Origin of the sequence: Achromobacter veterisilvae (genome assembly GCF_037619525.1) — a bacterium.
Classification (GTDB): domain Bacteria; phylum Pseudomonadota; class Gammaproteobacteria; order Burkholderiales; family Burkholderiaceae_B; genus Achromobacter; species Achromobacter veterisilvae.
Map to the genome: position 1 here is coordinate 5,460,848 of NZ_CP148753.1, position 18,776 is coordinate 5,479,623.

Sequence of the window (18,776 nt, forward strand, 5' to 3'; positions counted from 1 at the left end):
AGCATCATGCAGAAGATACCGGTTTCGGTCGTCGTCATGACGAAGAACGAGGAACGCAATATCGCCAAGTGCCTGAAGGCGCTGGCCGAATTCGACGAGGTCTTCGTCGTGGATTCCAACAGCACGGACGCCACCTGCGCGATGGCGGCGGCGCTGGGCGCCAAGGTGTCCAACTTCCAATGGAACGGCAAGTACCCGAAGAAAAAGCAGTGGTGCCTGGAACAACTGCCTTTCTCGCACCCGGTGGTGCTGTACGTCGACGCCGACGAGGAAATGACGCCCGGGTTGGCCGCGGAGATACGCGAGGCGCTGCCGCGCTTCGCCGCCGGCGCGGGCGGCGCCTTCGTGCCGTTCGACTACGTGTTCTGCGGCAAGAAGCTGGAACACGGCCATCGCGTCTACAAGCTGGCGCTGCTGGCGCGCGACCGGTCGCGCTTCCTGGACTACGACGACCTGGACGTCGCCCACATGTGGGAAGTGGAAGGGCACTACCAGCCGCAGGTCCAGGGCGGGACCTTCGCCCTGCGCCAGCGCATGGTGCACAACGACCATGACTCGCTCTATCACTATTTCGACAAGCACAACCGCTACTCCGACTGGGAGGCCAACCTGCGCACCAAGGGCCTGATGAACGATCCGCGCGAAGCCAACGTCGGCGCCCGCGCGCTGCTCAAGCGCATCTTCCAGGCCATGCCGTTCAAGGCGCCGATCTCCTTCCTGCACTCCTACGTTTTCCGGCTGGGCTTCCTGGACGGCAAGGCCGGCTACGACTACGCCGTGGCGCGCGCCATGTATTACTGGCAGATCCGGATCAAGACCGAGGAACTCCGGAAGGCGCGCCAGGCCAGCGCCGCCGCGGCGCGCGACGGCACCGTGGCGGGAGCGGCGAAATGAGCGCGCTCCAGCGTCTGGACCGCTTTGCGCTGGCCCCGGGCCAGCGCGGCCGCTCCGCGTTGACGGTGCAGTTGTGGTGGCTGGTGCAGGGCACGCTGTTCCGCTGGTCGCCGCAGGTCGCATACGGATTCCGCCGGTGGCTGCTGCGATGCTTCGGCGCGCGCATCGGCCGCAAGGTGCTGATCCGGCCCACCGCCACCGTGACCTATCCCTGGAAGGTGGAGATAGGCGACTACGCGTGGATCGGCGACGACGCGGTGATCTACAGCCTGGGCCCCATCCAGATCGGCGCCCACGCGGTGGTCTCGCAGCGCAGCTATCTGTGCGCGGCCGACCACGACGCCGCGCAGCCCGAATTTCCCCTGCGCGAACGCGCCGTCCGCGTCGAGGAAGGCGCCTGGGTGGCGACCGACGTATTCGTCGGCCCCGGCGTGACGATCGGGCGCGAGGCCGTGGTCGGCGCCCGCAGCTCGGTGTTCCGCAACATGCCGCCCGCCATGGTGTGCCACGGCAACCCGTGCCGTCCCGTCCGGCCGCGCAAGGCTGGCGCGGCATGAAGATCCTCATCTACGGCATCAACTACGCGCCCGAACTCACCGGCATCGGCAAATACAGCGCCGAGATGGCCGAATGGCTGGCCGCGCGCGGACATGAAGTCGGCGTGGTGACCGCCCCGCCCTACTATCCCCAGTGGGAGGTGCACCCGGGCTACCGGGCGGGCCGCTATGCCAAGGAGACGCGGCGCGGCGTCACGGTGCGCCGGGCGCCGCTCTGGGTCCCCGGGAAGCCGGGCGGACTCAAGCGCCTGGTCCACCTGGCGAGCTTCGCCCTGTCCAGCCTGCCCTCGCTCTTGCGCGCCGCCGCCGGACGGCCCGACATTGTCCTCGTGGTCGAGCCCGCGCTCTTCTGCGCGCCCGCCGCCTGGCTGGCGGCGCGGCTTTGCGGCGCCCGCGCGTGGCTGCACATCCAGGACTACGAAGTCGATGCCGCGTTCGAACTGGGCTTACTCAAGGGCAAGGGCCTGCGCGCCGCCGTGCGCCGCGCCGAACGCTGGCTGATGCGCCGCTTCGACCGCGTTTCCACGATTTCGAACCGCATGCTGGACCTGGCGCTGGCCAAGGGCGTGGAGCCGGGCCGCGCGGTGCTGCTGCCGAACTGGATCGACGTGGACGCGATCGCGCCGCGCGAAGGCGGCGATTACCGCGCCGAGCTGGGCATACCGGACAACGCCGTCGTCGCGCTGTATTCGGGCAACATGGGCGGCAAGCAAGGCCTGCACACACTGGCGGACGTGGCGCGGCGGCTCGGCCGCGAGCAGCGCCTGTGGTTCGTGTTCTGCGGCCAGGGCCCGGAACGCGCTCCGCTCGAGGCCCAATGCCAGGGGCTCCCCCGCGTCGCCTTTCTGGACCTGCAGCCAGCCGAAAGGCTGGGCGAACTCTTGAACACCGCCGACATCCATCTGCTGCCGCAGCGCGCCGGCGCGGCCGACCTCGTGATGCCCTCCAAGCTGACCGGCATGCTGGCCAGCGGCCGGCCCGTGGTGTGCGGCGCCGCGCCCGGCACGGAACTGGCGGCCGTCGTGGCGCGCTGCGGCCTCGTGACGCCGCCCGAGGACGGCGCGGCCATGGCCGAGGCGGTGCGCAAGCTCAGCTACAACGCGCAGATCCGGGAAACGCTGGGCGCCGCCGCGCGCCAGTACGCGCAGGCCCACCTGCACGTGGACGCCGTGCTGGCCGCGGCCGAACGCGAATTCGCCGCCGTCGTCGCCTCCAAGGGAAAACCGGCGAGGGCTGGCGTGTGACGTAGGATGGGTGGAGCGCGGGAGTTCTTAAGTAAGAACATTGACATCAAGCGCGCGGAACCCATGCTGCCGCAATCGGTTGTTTTCCTGCCAATGCCGGGCACAGTCTGCTCCATCGGTGTCTGACACCCGGGGAGACAAGCTTCGGCTTGCATCAGCGTTTCAGGGGTGTCAGATACCTGCATTGCGGGCACTGTCTGCCCACGGCCGCATGGGTTTCGCGCGCTGGATACCTGAGTTCTTACTTAAGAACTCCCGCGCTCCACCCATCCTACGCGCCGGCTCATGTTTGGCCGCCGCTCCTGACCAGTCCCATCTGCACCGCGATATAGGCCGCCTCGGCCTGGTTGCGCGCATTCAGCTTCCAGTACAGGGTGCGCGCATGGCTCTTCACGGTCGCCACCGAAATACCGACGTGCTCGCCTATCTCCCGCATCGTCTTGCCTTGTACCAGCAGTTGCAGGATCTCTTCCTGTCGTTGCGTCAGTTCGCGCAGTTCCTGCGTCGGCGCGTGTACGGCGCCATGGGGCCGGGCGACGGGTTGCGGATAGCATTCGCCGCCCGCGAGCACCAGGTTGACCGCGGCGGCCAGCGCGTCGGGATTGGACGCCTTGGGCAGGTAGCCCGCGACTCCGGCGCGCGCACACGCCGCCATGACGCCCTGGTCCAGCACGGAATACAGCACCAGCACCAGCCGGGGCATGAAGAACGCCATCGATTGCGACAGGAGTCCCACGTCCTGTTCGGCCAGGCCGCTGCAACCCACGACCAGCAGTTCCACTGGGCGGTTGATCGAGCTGGACATATTGAGCAGATGCGCTGGCGAAATGGCCAGGATGTCGTCGGCGTTCCGCACACGCTCCAGCACATGCTGGATCGCGACACGAAGCAGAGCGTAGTCTTCGATCAGTACGGTTGTCATCCCGAGGGGAACCTTGTGACACACGGCCCATACACGGTTCCCATGACGCTGGCGCATCATTGCTGCAACGGCAGGCTATTTGCGTCACCGACCTCACGGGAAGCTCGTCCACGGCATCGGATCGCATTGGCGAGGCGGCGGTGGTTCGCCCTTTCGACCCATGCTTGCGGACACAACCCATGCTATCAGCGGCTACGTTCGCTGAATCTCGTTCAGGTGGATGAATGGTGGAGGAATACGCTTGTGCTGCAACCACCTCACTGCTATGTATGACGTAGCCAGGATGGCTATGCGCGGGCCCGGCAGCACCGGAACTGGCGTTCCAGGCTGCCGGGCAGGCAGCGCAACCCGCAACCGCTATCCGACCTTGCGCCCGTACATCTGCCCGGCATCCACGTCCCTGCCGTTGGGTTCATGCCATTCCAGGGTCGCGCCGCGCTGCAGCGCCGCGTATACGGCTTCGCCCTTGTTCTTGACATGCAGCCGCTGGTACAGCGTGCAGGCATGCGTCTTCGCCGTGGCCACCGAAATATTGAGCATCCTGCTGACCGTCTTGATCGGATACCCCCGGGCCAGCAGCACCAGCACTTCATATTGGCGCGGCGTGATCTGCAGCAACTGCGCGCCGGCGCTGACGGGCATGGCACCCTTGGAAGCGGCATCGTCGGCGTCCCGGGCAGGCAAGGCGCAGACCGCCTGCGCGGAAGTCTGCAGGGCCTGCTCGCTGGGGAAGCACTGCCCGCCCGCCATGACCAGGCGAATGGCCGCTTCCAGGATTTCGACCGAAGCCGTTTTCATCAGGCAGCCGTAGACGCTTGCGCCCGGCAGCCCCTGCACCGGCATGGGCAACGGCATCACGTCCGTCAGAAGCAGGATCCGCTTGGGCGTCAGGACGCGCTGGATTTCGTGCAGCGCGCTCCACGCCTCGTCGGTGTCCACCGGCAATCCGTAGATGAGGAGATCGGCACCCGCATGCACGCCATCGGCCTTGGAAACGTCCGCCAGGCCCATCCCCTCGATTTCCCACACATCATCCAACTTGCTAAGAATCTGCCACAACCCCAGCCGCAGGAGCGGATGGGCTTCAATCAGGACCATCTTGGCCATGGTGTCCTCCCGGTTTTTCGACGGGCCTAGAAGGGATCTTCGCTGTGCTGAAGACTATTTTTATCCAGCCCCGCGGGGGTGGTCCGCAATATCCCGGAGTATCTAATGAAGCCGAACCGGGGCATTTGGGCTGGGAAACTTTGGTAGCCAACATAACGGATGGCATGAACCCATCTTATGGTTCGAAATTGGCAAAATCAAGACGTTTCGCGGCGATATAATCCGACAAAAACAGAAATCATTCGTTAGCCTTAATCACTATCGTAAATCCGGATGAGATGTTCCTTTCGTTCTTTCAGACGCTAGGGTTTCCACCAGGAATTCTCTCTGCCACAAACGCCGTTTTCCCTATGACGGCGGCCTCGCCCGGCGGCGGATCCGGCCGCCGCCGCCGCTGTTACAACCATGAAAAAGCCGCGTCGGGGCATCTGCCGGACGCGGCCAGGAACTTCCGTTTTCGGGGCCAATAGCTGTCTAGATGTTTCCTCGGACACATCGAGCCCGTGGGCGCTTTCCGTATTCGAAATATGGGTAACATTTTAATTTTTGCGCGGCCGGCATCATTTACTCCATATAGGCGAAGTCAAATACCGTATGCCCCCCCTGGTGGTGCCAATGGTGCATTGAAGCATGACGCTTCCTCAGGAAGCTCGCGTAGTGGATTTCGCCGTCCGTTTCCACGTAGCTGGACGGCGAAAGTTCTTCGATCCGGTTCAGGGAGACGCCCTTGCCGTAGTGGCAGAAACCTTGGTACTGGGCGCAGCGGATCACCTCTCCGCCAGGCGACACAACGATTCCGGCGTTGCGGGCGCGCATCGGGTTGCGGACGATCGGGTTGCAGGCATGCGGCGTCCACTCCGTCGAGCGCGGCGAATCGGCGAAAAAGGCGAACAATTCGTCGCAATGACTTTGCCCGTCGGTGCGGTCGATATTAGTTAATAGCCACCAGTATTCGCCGTGTTTGAAAATAATCGTATCGACCGCCGATATATTCGTCATCAGATTAACATCCAACTCCCATTTCAGCGGAAAATCCGTGCATTTCCATAATTCTATACTGCGGTTTCCGCAGGTCTCCGGCACCATGTAGGTCACGCCGTCGTGCTCGAAGATATAGGGGAACGACAGGTGGTACGGCAGGTTCAGGGCGGTTCCCAGCAGGCGGAAAGCCCCGTCGGAGTAGGTGGCGACAGAGATCGTGCCCTTGCGGGAATTAAAATCGTAGTCTTCGAAAAATATATATGGCTTCTTGTCCTGTGTATATACGAACGGATCCGCGAAGAACCTGCCCTTGGGCGGCTGCAACACCATGGCCTCGGACACCACGGCCTGCTGCCTGGCAGACGGGAACATGCCGATCCGCCACCGCACGTTGCGTTTCATGATGCGTCGCACAATCAAATCGGACATTAACCACGCCTGACGCGCGATATAAGCCGCGCTATCCCACTCCGCCGGATCCGCCCGCCGCTGGCCGCTCATGATCTGCATGCCCGGCGGCGCGGCGCCCTGCCGCGAACGGGCCAGCGCCTGGAGCGCGTCATAGACCATGAAATTTCCCAGGCTGAACGCGCGGGCCTGGTTCTTCAACCAGAACACTTCGGTGTTGAAACTGCGCTGGTCCAGCAACTCGTCGTCTTCGACGCGGAGCCCGACGCGCCAGAGCTTCACGGTGGTGTGGTCCTCGCGCTGGTAGACCTCCCAGAAGCCGGCGTACCGGCTGGTCGCCACCGCGATGTCGGAATAACTCAACTGCCATACGCCCAGCCGCGCCCAGCCCGCCATCTGTTCGCGCGAGGCCGGCGACGACCCCAGTGTGATCACCAGATCCAGCGCCAGCGCGGCGACCTCGTCCTGCGTCTCGGCCGCGGCGGCGTCCCGCGCCAGCGGCACGACGGCGGCCGCTTCCAGCGGCAGGCTGTCGCGCAGGTCGTGGCAAGCCAGCATGTCGCGCTGCTTGGCGGGCAGCAGCCGGGCTTCCAGGCGCGACAGCGTGCCGAACAGGGCGCGCGCCCCCAGGCGGGGCGGCCTGTCGTCGAGCGCCCCGTTCATCACCAGCAAAGCAGCAATAGCGAAATCCTGGCTGTGCTGGAGCCACTCGACCATCTCATGCATCCAGCCGGGTTGCTCATACCCATCAACCAGCAGTCCCACTCTGTAGGTCTTCATTTCTCCTGCTCCTGTGTCGGGGCGAGTCCGTTTTCCCTGCCCGTACCGCGAACGGGCTAGCCATGCATGCGGGCTTTTTCGGCTCTGCGCATTCGATCCCTCGCGCCGATACTGCGTGCTTTTGCGCTTGTCTTCCAGACCACATTTATCCTAGAGCGCCAGCCCGAGGGCAAAAGGCTCAAGCTCGTCCGGACGGCCGAGGCGCCGGCTCGTCCAGCCGCACGGTCCCGCTCATCCATGCGGCGGAGCCGGCGCGGAAACGGACGAACGCGACATGACGGGCGCCTGAACGCTAGTGGTAAACCCTATTGGGGATAGCCGAGGCTCGCATCTCGGCCATCCCTAACGCATAATGATTTTTAAACAAACGTTTGAATTCAACCTTATGCAAGAAATCAGATCCCCCTCTACCCGTGAAGCGATCCTGGACACCGCCGAAGCCCTGTTCGCGCAGCAGGGACACGACGCGACGTCGATGCGGCAGATCACGGGCGCGGCCGGCGTGAACCTTGCCTCGGTGAACTATCACTTCGGCTCCAAGGAGTCACTCGTGCAAGCGGTGCTCAAACGCCGCCTGGCGGTGCTGAACCACGAACGCCTGCGGCTTTTGGACGAACTGGAGGCGCAAGCCGAAGGCAAGCCCCTCAAGCCGTCGCAGATCGTGGACGCCTTCTTCGGCACGCTGCTGCGTCTGGCCGCCGACCCCGCCCAGGCCGGCAGCACCTTCCTGCCGCTGCTGGAACGCACCATGACGGACCCTTCGGATTTCATCCGCGCCCTGTTTGCCGAGGAATACGCGGACGTGCTGGAGCGCTACCGCAACGCGCTGTTCGCGGCGCTGCCCGACGTGCCCCGCGCGGAAATCATGTGGCGCTTCCAGTTCATGCTGGGCGCCACGTCGTACGCCATCATCGGCACGGACCTGCTGCGCTCGGTCACGGGCTGGACCATCGACGAAGCCGAACAGCCCGACAACCCGGACCTGCTGCTGCCGCGCCTGATGAGCTTCCTGCTCGGGGGCCTGCGCTCCCCCCTGCCGCCGGTGCCCTGACCGGCACCGCGGCCCGCCGGCCGGATCCGAACATCCATGGAGACAAGAACATGAACGCAGTCATCCTCGCCCTGGCCGTCGTCGCGGTGCTGGCCGCCGCCGCGCTGGGCGTGCGTCCCATCCGCCGGGCCCTGCTGTCGGCGCCGATCTTCAACCTGTACCGCAAGGTGCTGCCGCAGATGTCGGACACCGAGCGCGATGCGCTGGAGGCCGGCACGGTCTGGTGGGAGGGCGAGCTGTTCCGCGGCCGGCCCGACTGGAGCCGCCTGCTCGCCTATCCCCGCCCGCGGCTGACCGAGGAGGAGCAGCGCTTCCTGGACCACCAGGCCGAAGAGGCCTGCCGCGGGGTCGACGACTGGAACGTCACGCAGGAACGCTTCGACCTGCCGGCGGACGTCTGGAACTACCTGAAGGCCGAGGGCTTCCTCGGCATGATCATCCCGAAGGAATACGGCGGCCTGGCGTTCTCCGCCTATGCCCATTCCGAAATCGTGACCAAGCTGTCCACGCGCTCCTCGGCGCTGGCGGTGTCGGTCATGGTGCCGAACTCGCTCGGCCCGGCCGAACTGCTGCTGCACTACGGCACCGACGAACAGAAGAACCACTACCTGCCCCGGCTGGCCCGCGGCGAGGAAGTGCCCGCCTTCGCGCTGACCAGCCCCTGGGCCGGATCCGACGCCGCCGCCATCCCGGACAGCGGCATCGTGTGCAAGGGCGAATGGCAGGGCCGCGAAGTGATCGGCATGAAGGTCACCTGGGACAAGCGCTACATCACGCTGGCGCCGGTATGCACCCTGCTGGGCCTGGCGTTCCGCCTGTACGATCCCGACGGCCTGCTGGGCGGCAAGAAAGACCTGGGCATCACCTGCGCGCTGGTGCCGCACGACCACCCGGGCGTGGACACCGGCCGCCGCCATTTCCCGTTGAACGCGATGTTCATGAACGGCCCCACGCGCGGCACCGACGTCTTCATGCCGCTGGAATTCATCATCGGCGGCCCGGCCATGGCGGGACAGGGCTGGCGGATGCTGATGGAGTGCCTGGCGGCGGGGCGCTCGATCTCGCTGCCTTCGTCCAATACCGGCATGTCCAAGCTGACGGCGCGCGCCGTCGGCGGCTATGCCCGCGTGCGCAGCCAGTTCCGCATGCCCGTGGGCAAATTCGAAGGCGTGGAAGAGGCGCTGGCGCGCATCGGCGGCAACACCTACATGATGGACGCCGCCCGCGCCATGACGGCCGGCGCGGTGGACCTGGGCGAAAAGCCGTCGGTCGTCTCCGCCATCGTCAAATACCACGTGACCGAACGCGCCCGCCAGGTCGTCAACGACGGCATGGACGTCATCGGCGGCAAGGGCATCTGCCTGGGCCCCTCCAACTTCCTGGGCCGCGCCTACCAGCAGATTCCCATCGGCATCACCGTCGAAGGCGCCAACATCCTCACCCGCAGCCTGATCATCTTCGGCCAGGGCGCGATCCGCTGCCATCCCTACGTGCTGGCGGAAATGCAGGCCGCGCAGTCGTCCGACCGCCGGCAGGGGCTGGCCGATTTCGACCGGGCCTTCTGGGGCCACGCCGCCTTCGTCGCCGGGAATGCGCTGCGCGCCGCGGGCACCGCCTTGACGGGCGCGCGGTTTGTCGGCGTGAACGCCGACGCCGCGCCCGCCATGAAGCGCTACTACCAGTTGCTCAGCCGCTACAGCGCCGCCTTCGCGCTGCTGGCCGACACCTCGATGCTGGTGCTCGGCGGCAGCCTGAAGCGGCGCGAACGCCTGTCCGCGCGGCTGGGCGACATCCTCTCGCAGATGTACCTGGCGAGCGCCACGCTCAAGCGCTTCGAGGACGAAGGCCGCCAGGCCGCCGACGAACCCCTGGCGCACTGGTCCATCCAGGACGCGCTGTTCAAGCTGCAGCAGGCCTTCGACGGCGTGCTGGACAATCTTCCCAACCGGGCCGTGGCTTGGTGCCTGGCCCGCCTCATCTTTCCGTGGGGCCGCCGCCAGGCCCTGCCGTCGGACCAACTGGGCCAGGACGTGGCGCGCCTGCTGATCCAGCCTGGCGCCACCCGCGACCGCCTGACCGCGGGCTGCCACCTGCCCACCACCGACGCGGAACCCGTGGGCGCCATCGAACAGGCGCTGGCCGCCACGCTGGACGCCGAGCCCATCGAGGCCAAGATCCGCGAACTCGAGAAGCGCGGCGCGCTGGACGGCAATCCGCAAGCCAACGTGCGCGACATCGCCGATGCCGCTTTCGCCATCGGGGGCATCACCGCGGAAGAATACGCGGTGATGAAGCGCCGCAACCGCTTGCGCGATGCCGTGGTGAAAGTGGATGATTTCGCCTTCGACCTCGGCACCGTGGATCGGGTCGATCCCGCCGCCGAACGCAAGGCCGCTTGAAGGAGGAATCGGATGGCATTCAAACCGGTTTACGTGGTCGACGGCCTGCGCACGCCGTTCCTCAAGGCGCGGTCCGGCCCGGGCCCCTTCTCCGCCGGCGACCTCGCCGTGCAGGCGGGCCGCGCCCTGCTGCTGCACCAGCCGTTCGCGCCCGCCGACCTCGACGAGGTCATCGTGGGCTGCGCCGCCCCTTCCCCCGACGAAGTGAACATCGGCCGCGTGATCGCGCTGCGGCTGGGTTGCGGCAACAAGGTGCCGGGCTGGACCGTGATGCGCAACTGCGCGTCCGGCATGCAGGCGCTGGATTCCGGCATCGCCAATATCCAGTCCGGCCGTTCGGAACTGGTGCTGGCCGGCGGCACCGACGCGCTGTCGCGCGCGCCGGTGTTGTTCTCGGACGACATGGTGCGCTGGCTGGCCGGATGGTACGCGGCGCGCGGCGCGGGCGCCAAGCTGGCGGCGCTGCGCCGTTTCCGGCTGCGCAACCTGGCGCCCGTCATCGGCCTGCTCAAGGGGCTTACCGACCCCGTGGTCGGCCTGTCCATGGGGCAAACCGCCGAGAACCTCGCCACCCGCTTCGGCATCGACCGCGCCGCGATGGACGCCTATGCGGCCGAGAGCCACCGGCGCGCGCTGGCGGCCCGCGCCACGGGCCCCATGGGCGAGATCGCGCCCTTGATCGACACGCAAGGCAGGCTGTACCCTGAAGACGATGGCGTGCGCGCGGACTCCACGCCGGAAAAGCTGGCCACGCTGAAGCCCGTGTTCGACAAACCCTGGGGCAATATCACGGCAGGCAACAGCTCGCAGGTCACCGACGGCGCCGCCATGCTGGCGCTGGCCTCGGAAGAAGCCGTCCGCAAATGGAACCTGCGGCCGCTGGGCCGCATCGTGGACAGCCAGTGGGCCGGCCTGGACCCGGCGCAGATGGGCCTGGGCCCGGTGCATGCCGCCACCCCGATCCTGCAACGCCACGGCCTGGGGCTCAATGACCTCGACCTGTGGGAAATCAACGAAGCCTTCGCCGCGCAGGTGCTGGGCTGCCTCGCGGCCTGGCGCGACGAGGCCTATTGCCGGGAACACCTCGGCACCGCGGCCTGGGGCGATCTCGATCCCGCCCGGCTCAACGTCGACGGCGGCGCGATCGCCATCGGACACCCGGTGGGCGCCTCCGGCGCCCGCATCGTGCTGCACCTGCTCGACGCCCTGAAGCGCCGGGGCGCCAGGCGCGGCATGGCGGCCATCTGCATCGGCGGCGGCCAAGGCGGCGCAATGCTGGTCGAAACCCTGGACGAGGACCGCCCATGACGACGATCGATACGCTTTCCCACTGGCGCCTGGACCGCGATCCCGACGGCCTGGCCTGGCTTACGTTCGACCGGGCCGGCAGCGCCGTCAACGCCCTGTCGGCCGATACCCTGGCCGAGCTGGCCGTCGTGCTGGACGCGCTGGACGCCGCGCCGCCCGCCGGCCTGGTCATCCGGTCCGGCAAGGCCACGGGCTTCATCGTGGGCGCGGACGTCAACGAATTCGCCAGCCTGGACACGCCCGAGCAAGCGCGCGCGCTGGTCGCGCGCGGCTGGAACCTCTTCAAGCGCCTGGCCGCGGTGCGCTATCCCACCCTGGCGCTGATCCAGGGCCATTGCCTGGGCGGCGGCCTGGAGCTGGCCCTGGCCTGCCGCTACCGCCTGGTGGCCGACCAGCCCGGCGCGTCGCTCGCGCTGCCCGAGGTCATGCTGGGCATTTTCCCGGGCTGGGGCGGCATGCTGCGCCTGCCGCGGCTGATCGGCGCGCCCGCGGCGCTCGACATGATGCTCACGGGCCGCGGCGCCGACGCGCGGCGCGCGGCGGCGCTGGGCCTGGCGGACGCGCGGGTCCCTCCCCGCCTGCTGCTGGCCGCCGCGCGCCAGACCGTGCTGTCGGGCAAGGCGCCGCGCCGCGCGCGCGGCCCCGGCGGCTGGGCCAACCTCTGGCCGCTGAAGGCCATCGTCGCCCGGCGCGCCCGCAAGCAGATCGCCGCCAAAGATCCGCAAGGCCACTATCCCGCCGCGCCCGCCATCGTGGATCTCTGGGAAAAGCACGGCGGCAATGCGCTGCAGGCGCCCGAACTGATCGACCGCATCATCACGTCCGGCACCGCCCGCAACCTGCTGCGCGTGTTCCGCCTGCAGGAACGCCTGAAGGCCAACGGCAAGCAGGCCGGCATCGCGCCCGCGCGCCGCGCGCACGTGGTGGGCGCCGGCGTGATGGGCGGCGACATCGCGGCCTGGTGCGCGCTGAAGGGCATGACCGTCACCTTGCAGGACCAGGACATGGCCCGCATCGCGCCCGCCTTGAAGCGCGCGGCCGAATTGTTCTCGCGCCGCCTGAAAGACCCGCGCGAAGCGCGGGCCGCGTTCGACCGCCTGATTCCCGACCCGGCCGCCGACGGCGTGCCGCTGGCCGACGTCGTCATCGAAGCCATCAGCGAACAGCCCGAGGCCAAGCGCGCGCTGTACCGGTCGCTGGAGCCGCGCATGAAGGCGGACGCCCTGCTCGCCACCAACACGTCCAGCCTGTCGCTCGAAACCCTGCGCGCCGGCCTGGCGCGCCCCGAGCGGCTGGTCGGCATCCACTTCTTCAACCCCGTGGCCAAGATGCCGCTGGTGGAAGTCGTGCACGCGGAGGGCGACACGGGCGAGGCGCGGGCCCGCGCCTGCGCCTTCGTCGGACAGATCGACAAGCTGGCGCTGCCCGTCAGGAGCGCCCCCGGCTTCCTGGTCAACGCCGTGCTGGCGCCGTACATGCTGGAAGCCATGCGCAGCGTGGACGAAGGCGTCTCCGCGCAGGCGGTGGACGCGGCCATGGTCGCCTTCGGCATGCCGATGGGGCCGCTGGAATTGGCCGACACCGTGGGCCTGGACATCGCGCGCGCCGCGGGCGAAGAACTGGCGGGCGGAGCCGCGCCGCCCCGCTGCCTGGCCGACCGGCTGGCGCGCGGCCAACTGGGCAAGAAAAGCGGCCAGGGCTTCTACACCTGGCGCGACGGCAAGCCGGTCAAGAGCGCCGACGCCCCGGCCGGCGCTCCGCCAGGACTGGCGCGGCGCCTGATCCAGCCCTTGATCGACGCCACGCGCGAGCGCGTGGCCGCGGGTATCGTCGCCGACGCCGACCTGGCCGACGCGGGCGTGATTTTCGGAACGGGGTTCGCGCCCTTCACGGGCGGCCCCATGCATTACCAAAGCGGCGACAGACCGGATTCCTCCGGGATGGCAGAATCCGCGGCGCATTAAAGCGCATACATCCAACACGAGGAGGCAGTACCATGAGCAGACGTTCATTGTCCCTGAGCACCTTGTCGGCCTTCGTGGTCGGACTGGGAGCCGCCACGGCGGCCCACTCGGCCGGCTTTCAGCTCCTTGAGCAGAACGCCAGCGGGCTGGGCAACGCGTACGCGGGCTCGGCGGCAAATCCGGAAAACGCCAGCATCATTTACTACAATCCGGCCGGCATGACTTACCTTCCGGGCTTCAATGTGTCGGGCGGGGTCAACCTGATCAAGCCGTCCTTCAAGTTCAAGGACAACGGCGACAGCCGCAACCCCAGCGCCCCCGGCCTGCCGGGCTCGGGCCTGGGCGGCTCGGCCCCCACCGGCGGCAACGGCGGCGACGCCGGCAACCTGGGCGCGGTGCCCAACCTCTATGCCTCCTGGCAGTTGAACGAACAGTGGTATCTGGGCCTGGGCATCGGCGCGCCGTTCGGCCTGATGACCGAGTACGACGACGACTGGGTGGGCCAATACCACTCCAACAAGTTCGACATCAAGACGATCAACATCAACCCGTCGGTCGCGTACAAGGTCAACGAGCAGTTCTCGATGGGCTTCGGCCTGAACTGGCAGCACATCGACGCCAACTACAAAAAGAAGGTCGTGCTTCCCGTTCCCGGCGTGCCGCTGGCCACGACCGGCGACGCCGACCTGAACCTCAAGGGCGACGCCTGGGGCTGGAACGTGGGCTTCATGCTGCAGCCCACCGAAGACACCCGCATCGGCCTGTCCTACCGTTCCAAGATCAAGCACACGGCCAAGGGCGATACCGACATCGACGACATCTATCCGCTCGGCAACTCGGTCTCGTTCGACTCCAAGGCCACCGTGACCCTGCCCGACACCCTGGTGCTGAGCGGAGCGCACCAGTTGAACGAACGCTGGGAACTGCTGGGCGACGTATCCTGGACGGGCTGGAGCAGCATTCCCAGCCTGAAGATCCGCAATTCGGGCGCCGGGGCGCGCGACGACGAACTGCCGCTGAACTTCCGCGACACCTGGCGCGTCGCCCTGGGCGCCAACTACAAGTTCGCGCCGGACTGGAAATGGAAGTTCGGCGTGGCCTTCGACCAGTCGCCCGTGCACAAGGAATCCGACCGGCCGACGTCGCTCCCCGACAACGACCGCTACTGGTTCTCGACCGGCGTGCAATGGCAGGCCACCAAGAACACGACGCTGGACGTGGGTTATACCTATCTGTACCTGCGCAAGACGGACATCGACACCACGTCCGGCAACCAGTTGACCAAGGGCCGCGTGGCGGGCACCTACGACAGCAATGCCCACATCCTGGGCGTGCAGTTGTCGGCCCGCTTCTAGCCCCGGGACGGCGGGTCCGCCCGCCCTCCGCTTTTTTCAGGAGACTTCCTTGAGCAAGTTCGTCGTCAAACACGTCGCCGTCCTGGGTGCCGGCGTCATGGGCGCGCAGATCGCCGCCCACCTGGCCAACGCCGGCGTGCCCGTCACGCTGTTCGACCTGGCCGCGCCCGAAGGCGACCGCAACGGCATCGTCAAGAAGGCGCTGGCCGGTCTGAGGAAACTGGAGCCGGCCCCGCTGGCGGGCGCCGCGCGCCTGGCGCTGATCGAGCCGGCGAACTACGACGATCACCTGGACCGGCTGCGCGGCTGCGACCTGGTCATCGAGGCCATCGCCGAACGCATGGACTGGAAAACGGCGCTGTACGAGCGGATCGCGCCGTACGTCGCGCCCGGCGCCATCGTCGCCTCCAATACCTCCGGCCTGTCGATCGACGCCCTGGCCCACGCCCTGCCCGCAAGCCTGCGCGACCGTTTCTGCGGCATCCACTTCTTCAACCCGCCCCGCTACATGCGGCTGGTCGAGATCATCGCCACACCGCACACCCAGCCGGCCGTGCTCGACCAACTGGAAACCTGGCTCACGTCGAAGCTGGGCAAGGGCGTGATCCGCGCGCTGGACACCCCCAATTTCGTGGCCAACCGCATCGGCGTGTTCTCCATCCTGGCCGCCATGCACCATACCGCGCGCCTGGGGCTGGGCTTCGACGAAGTGGACGCCCTGACTGGCCCGAAGATCGGCCGCCCCAAGAGCGCCACCTACCGCACCGCCGACGTGGTCGGCCTGGACACGCTGGCCCACGTCGTGGGCACCATGGAAAAGAACCTGCCGGACGATCCCTGGCACCGCTACTTCACGCTGCCCGATTGGCTCTCCGCCCTGATCGCCAAGGGCGCGCTGGGCCAGAAGAGCGGCGCGGGCGTCTACCGCAAGCAGGGCAAGGAGATCCAGGTCCTGGACCTGGAGGCGCAGGATTACGCGCCCAGCGCGGGCAAACTGGCCGACGAGGTCGCCGCCCTGCTCAAGGAGCGCGACCCCGCCCGCCGCTTCGCCGCGCTGCGCGCGAGCGCGCATCCCCAGGCCCAGTTCCTGTGGAGCCTGTTCCGCGACATCTTCCACTACAGCGCGGCCCAGCTCGAGCACGTGGCGGACAACGCCCGGGATCTGGACCTGGCCATGCGCTGGGGCTTCGGCTGGTCGCAAGGGCCGTTCGAAACCTGGCAGGCCGCCGGCTGGCAAGGCATCGCCGCCGCGGTAGCCGAGGACATCGCGGCCGGCCGTAGCATGAGCGACGCGCCGCTGCCGGCCTGGGCGCTGGAGCCCGGCCGCCAGGGCGTGCATGCGCCCGAAGGGTCGTACTCCGCCCGCACGGGCCGGTTGCATCCGCGTTCGGCCCTGCCGGTGTACCGGCGCCAGTTGTTCCCCGAACGCGTCTTCGGCGAAGCCGCCGACGACCGCGGCGTCACGGTCTGGGAAAACGAAGGCGTGCGCCTGTGGAACCTCCCGAAGGTGGACGCGGGCATCGCCATCCTCTCGGTCACCTCGAAGAACCACACGCTGGGCGCGGAGGTGCTGGAAGGCATCCTGCAATCGGTGGCGAAAGCCGAACGCGAATTCGACGGGCTGGTGATCTGGCATGACGCGCCCTTCGCCGTCGGCGCCAACCTGCAGCAGGTCTCCGAAGCCTGCGCCGCCGGCCACTGGGAAATGCTGGAAGCCACGGTCGAGAAATTCCAGCGGGCGTCCCAGTCGTTCAAGTATGCCCAGATACCCGCCGTCGCCGCCGTGCAGGGCATGGCGCTGGGCGGCGGCTGCGAATTCCTGATGCACGCCTCGCACCGGGTGCTGGCGCTGGAAAGCTATATCGGCCTGGTCGAAGCCGGCGTCGGGCTGATCCCGGCGGGCGGCGGCAGCAAGGAATTCGCGGCCCGCGCGGCCGCGCTGGCGGCGCGCACGGCCACGCCGGGCGAAGTCTTCCCCTACCTGCAGCCGGTCTTCCAGAACATCGCCACGGCGCAGGTGGCCAAGAGCGCGCTGGAAGCCGTCGCGGCCGGCTTTGCGCGCGACCATGACGCCGTGGTGTTCCATCCCGCCGAACTGCTGTTCGTCGCCATCGGCCAGGCCCGCGCCGCGGCCGACGCCGGCTACACGCCGCCGCCGCGCCTGCGCGACGTTCCCGTGGCGGGCCGCAACGGCATCGCCAACTTCGAAATGGTGCTGGTCAACATGCGCGAGGGCGGCATGATCAGCGCCCACGACTACCGCGTGGCGCGCAGCGCGGCCGTCGCCCTGTGCGGCGGCGAGGTCGACACCGGCACGAAGGTGGACGAGGAATGGCTGCTGGCCGTGGAGCGCAAGGAGTTCATGGCGCTGCTGCGCACGCCTGAAACCCAGGCGCGTATCCGCCACACGCTGGACACGGGTAAACCGTTGCGGAATTAGTCCCCCCCCGCAGCGCCTGCGGCGCTTCCCCCCCAGGGGGGCGCCGGTGGCGGACCGGCGGAGCCGGATCCGCGCGGCCCCGCTGGAGGAGCACCGGTGTATGCGGGAGAGCTGGGTTGATAGGTCTCGCTAGGGATATATGAGGAAAAGGATATGAGCACGCAGATTCAAGACGCCTACATCGTCGCCGCCACGCGCCTGCCGGTGGGCAAGCGCAACGGCGCCTACGCCACCACCCGCCCCGACGACATGCTGGCCGCCGCGCTGAACGGCGCGCTGGCGCAGGTGCCCGGGCTGGACCATGCCCGCATCGAAGACGTGATCGCCGGCTGCGCCATGCCCGAAGCCGAACAAGGCATGAACGTGGCGCGCATCGGGCTGTTGCTTGCCGGCCTGCCGCAAAGCGTGGCCGGGGTCACCGTGAACCGCTTCTGCGCATCGGGGCTCCAGGCCGTGGCCGACGCCGCCGCGCGCATCCGCATGGGCGAGGCCGACATCATGATCGGCGCCGGCACCGAATCCATGAGCGCCATGCCGCAGATCATGGGCAACAAGGTGTCGATGAACCCGGCCATCTTCGCGCATGAAGAGAACCTCGGCATGGCGTTCGGCATGGGCCTGACGGGCGAAAAGGTCGCCGAACACTGGAAGGTCTCGCGCGAGGACCAGGACGCCTTCGCCCTGGCTTCGCACCAGAAGGCCTGCGCGGCCATCGCCGCCGGACACTTCCGCGCCGAAACCACGCCCTATGAAGTCGTGGCGCACCTGCCCGACGGCGCCAGCGGCGCGGTGCGCGTCGTGCGCCGCCTGGTGGAGGTGGACGAAGGCCCGCGTCCGGACAGCAGCGCCGAGGCGCTGGCCCGGCTGAAGCCGGTGTTCGCCGCGCGCGGCAGCGTCACGGCCGGCAACAGCTCGCAGATGTCGGACGGCGCCGCCGCCGTGGTCCTGGTGTCCGACCGCATCCTGCGCGAATTCAACCTGAGCCCGCTGGCGCGCTTCGCCGGCTTCGCCGTGGCCGGCGTGCCGCCCGAGGTCATGGGCATCGGCCCGGTCGCCGCGATCCCCAAGGTGCTGGCGCGCGCCGGCATCGGGCAGGACGACCTGGACTGGATCGAACTGAACGAAGCCTTCGCCGCCCAGTCCCTGGCAGTCATCCGCGAACTGAAGCTCGATCCGGCCAAGGTGAACCCGCTGGGCGGGGCCATCGCGCTGGGCCATCCGCTGGGCGCGACGGGCGCGATCCGCACGGCCACGATCACGCACGGCCTGCGCCGCATCCGCGGAAAGTACGGCCTGGTGACCATGTGCATCGGCACCGGCATGGGCGCCGCGGGCCTGTTCGAGGCGATGTAGGCACCGCGGCCGG

At 67.8% G+C, this 18,776-nt stretch carries 13 protein-coding genes; 10 read left to right on the forward strand and 3 right to left on the reverse strand.

Translation table 11 applies throughout. The features are described from left to right. Positions 1 to 6: 6 nt before the first annotated feature. The 3 genes from WHX56_RS25330 to WHX56_RS25340 are packed head-to-tail and all read left to right on the forward strand — an operon-like array spanning position 7 to position 2,695. On the forward strand, positions 7 to 894 hold the full coding sequence (locus WHX56_RS25330) for a glycosyltransferase family 2 protein (protein ID WP_129239788.1): 888 nt from the start codon (positions 7 to 9) through the stop codon (positions 892 to 894). Next, entirely contained in the window at positions 891 to 1,451 is a 561-nt protein-coding gene (locus WHX56_RS25335) for a putative colanic acid biosynthesis acetyltransferase (protein ID WP_129239787.1), read from the forward strand. The genes WHX56_RS25330 and WHX56_RS25335 overlap by 4 nt, the downstream gene beginning before the upstream one ends. Further along, entirely contained in the window at positions 1,448 to 2,695 is a 1,248-nt protein-coding gene (locus WHX56_RS25340) for a glycosyltransferase WbuB (protein WP_338879322.1), read from the forward strand. Before WHX56_RS25335 ends, WHX56_RS25340 begins: the two co-directional genes overlap by 4 nt. A gap of 283 nt (positions 2,696 to 2,978) precedes the next feature. On the opposite strand, the gene WHX56_RS25345 is transcribed toward WHX56_RS25340, so the two are convergent. The 3 genes from WHX56_RS25345 to WHX56_RS25355 all read right to left on the reverse strand — a co-directional run bounded on the left by WHX56_RS25345 (position 2,979) and on the right by WHX56_RS25355 (position 6,893). Continuing rightward, on the reverse strand, positions 2,979 to 3,617 hold the full coding sequence (locus WHX56_RS25345) for a response regulator transcription factor (RefSeq protein WP_129239785.1): 639 nt from the start codon (positions 3,615 to 3,617) through the stop codon (positions 2,979 to 2,981). Positions 3,618 to 3,974: 357 nt separating this feature from the next. Continuing rightward, positions 3,975 to 4,724 (reverse strand): helix-turn-helix transcriptional regulator, encoded by a 750-nt coding sequence (locus WHX56_RS25350; protein ID WP_129239784.1) that lies wholly within the window; start codon positions 4,722 to 4,724, stop codon positions 3,975 to 3,977. 564 nt (positions 4,725 to 5,288) lie between these two features. Continuing rightward, positions 5,289 to 6,893 (reverse strand): glucosamine inositolphosphorylceramide transferase family protein, encoded by a 1,605-nt coding sequence (locus WHX56_RS25355; protein ID WP_287755174.1) that lies wholly within the window; start codon positions 6,891 to 6,893, stop codon positions 5,289 to 5,291. Between the two features lie 385 nt (positions 6,894 to 7,278). On the opposite strand from WHX56_RS25355, the gene WHX56_RS25360 reads away from it, so the two are divergent. The 7 genes from WHX56_RS25360 to WHX56_RS25390 all read left to right on the forward strand — a co-directional run bounded on the left by WHX56_RS25360 (position 7,279) and on the right by WHX56_RS25390 (position 18,763). Beyond that, the gene (locus tag WHX56_RS25360) at positions 7,279 to 7,944 is read left to right on the forward strand and encodes a TetR/AcrR family transcriptional regulator (RefSeq protein ID WP_129239782.1); all 666 of its coding nucleotides are present in this window, start codon (positions 7,279 to 7,281) and stop codon (positions 7,942 to 7,944) included. A 50-nt stretch (positions 7,945 to 7,994) separates the two neighbouring features. Continuing rightward, positions 7,995 to 10,343: an acyl-CoA dehydrogenase gene (locus tag WHX56_RS25365; protein WP_338879323.1), complete on the forward strand. Its 2,349-nt coding sequence runs from the start codon at positions 7,995 to 7,997 to the stop codon at positions 10,341 to 10,343. A 12-nt stretch (positions 10,344 to 10,355) separates the two neighbouring features. Next, positions 10,356 to 11,651: an acetyl-CoA C-acetyltransferase gene (locus WHX56_RS25370; RefSeq protein WP_338879324.1), complete on the forward strand. Its 1,296-nt coding sequence runs from the start codon at positions 10,356 to 10,358 to the stop codon at positions 11,649 to 11,651. Continuing rightward, on the forward strand, positions 11,648 to 13,615 hold the full coding sequence (locus tag WHX56_RS25375) for a 3-hydroxyacyl-CoA dehydrogenase NAD-binding domain-containing protein (RefSeq protein ID WP_338879325.1): 1,968 nt from the start codon (positions 11,648 to 11,650) through the stop codon (positions 13,613 to 13,615). The genes WHX56_RS25370 and WHX56_RS25375 overlap by 4 nt, the downstream gene beginning before the upstream one ends. Positions 13,616 to 13,647: 32 nt before the next feature. Beyond that, the gene (locus tag WHX56_RS25380; protein WP_129245143.1) at positions 13,648 to 14,970 is read left to right on the forward strand and encodes an OmpP1/FadL family transporter; all 1,323 of its coding nucleotides are present in this window, start codon (positions 13,648 to 13,650) and stop codon (positions 14,968 to 14,970) included. Positions 14,971 to 15,019: 49 nt separating this feature from the next. Further along, positions 15,020 to 17,410 carry a 3-hydroxyacyl-CoA dehydrogenase/enoyl-CoA hydratase family protein gene (locus tag WHX56_RS25385; RefSeq protein ID WP_338879326.1) on the forward strand — a complete coding sequence of 797 codons (2,391 nt, stop codon included), beginning with the start codon at positions 15,020 to 15,022 and terminating at the stop codon, positions 17,408 to 17,410. 153 nt (positions 17,411 to 17,563) lie between these two features. Further along, complete coding sequence (locus WHX56_RS25390; RefSeq protein ID WP_338879327.1) at positions 17,564 to 18,763, forward strand: acetyl-CoA C-acyltransferase; 1,200 nt, start codon at positions 17,564 to 17,566, stop codon at positions 18,761 to 18,763. Positions 18,764 to 18,776 lie beyond the last annotated feature (13 nt).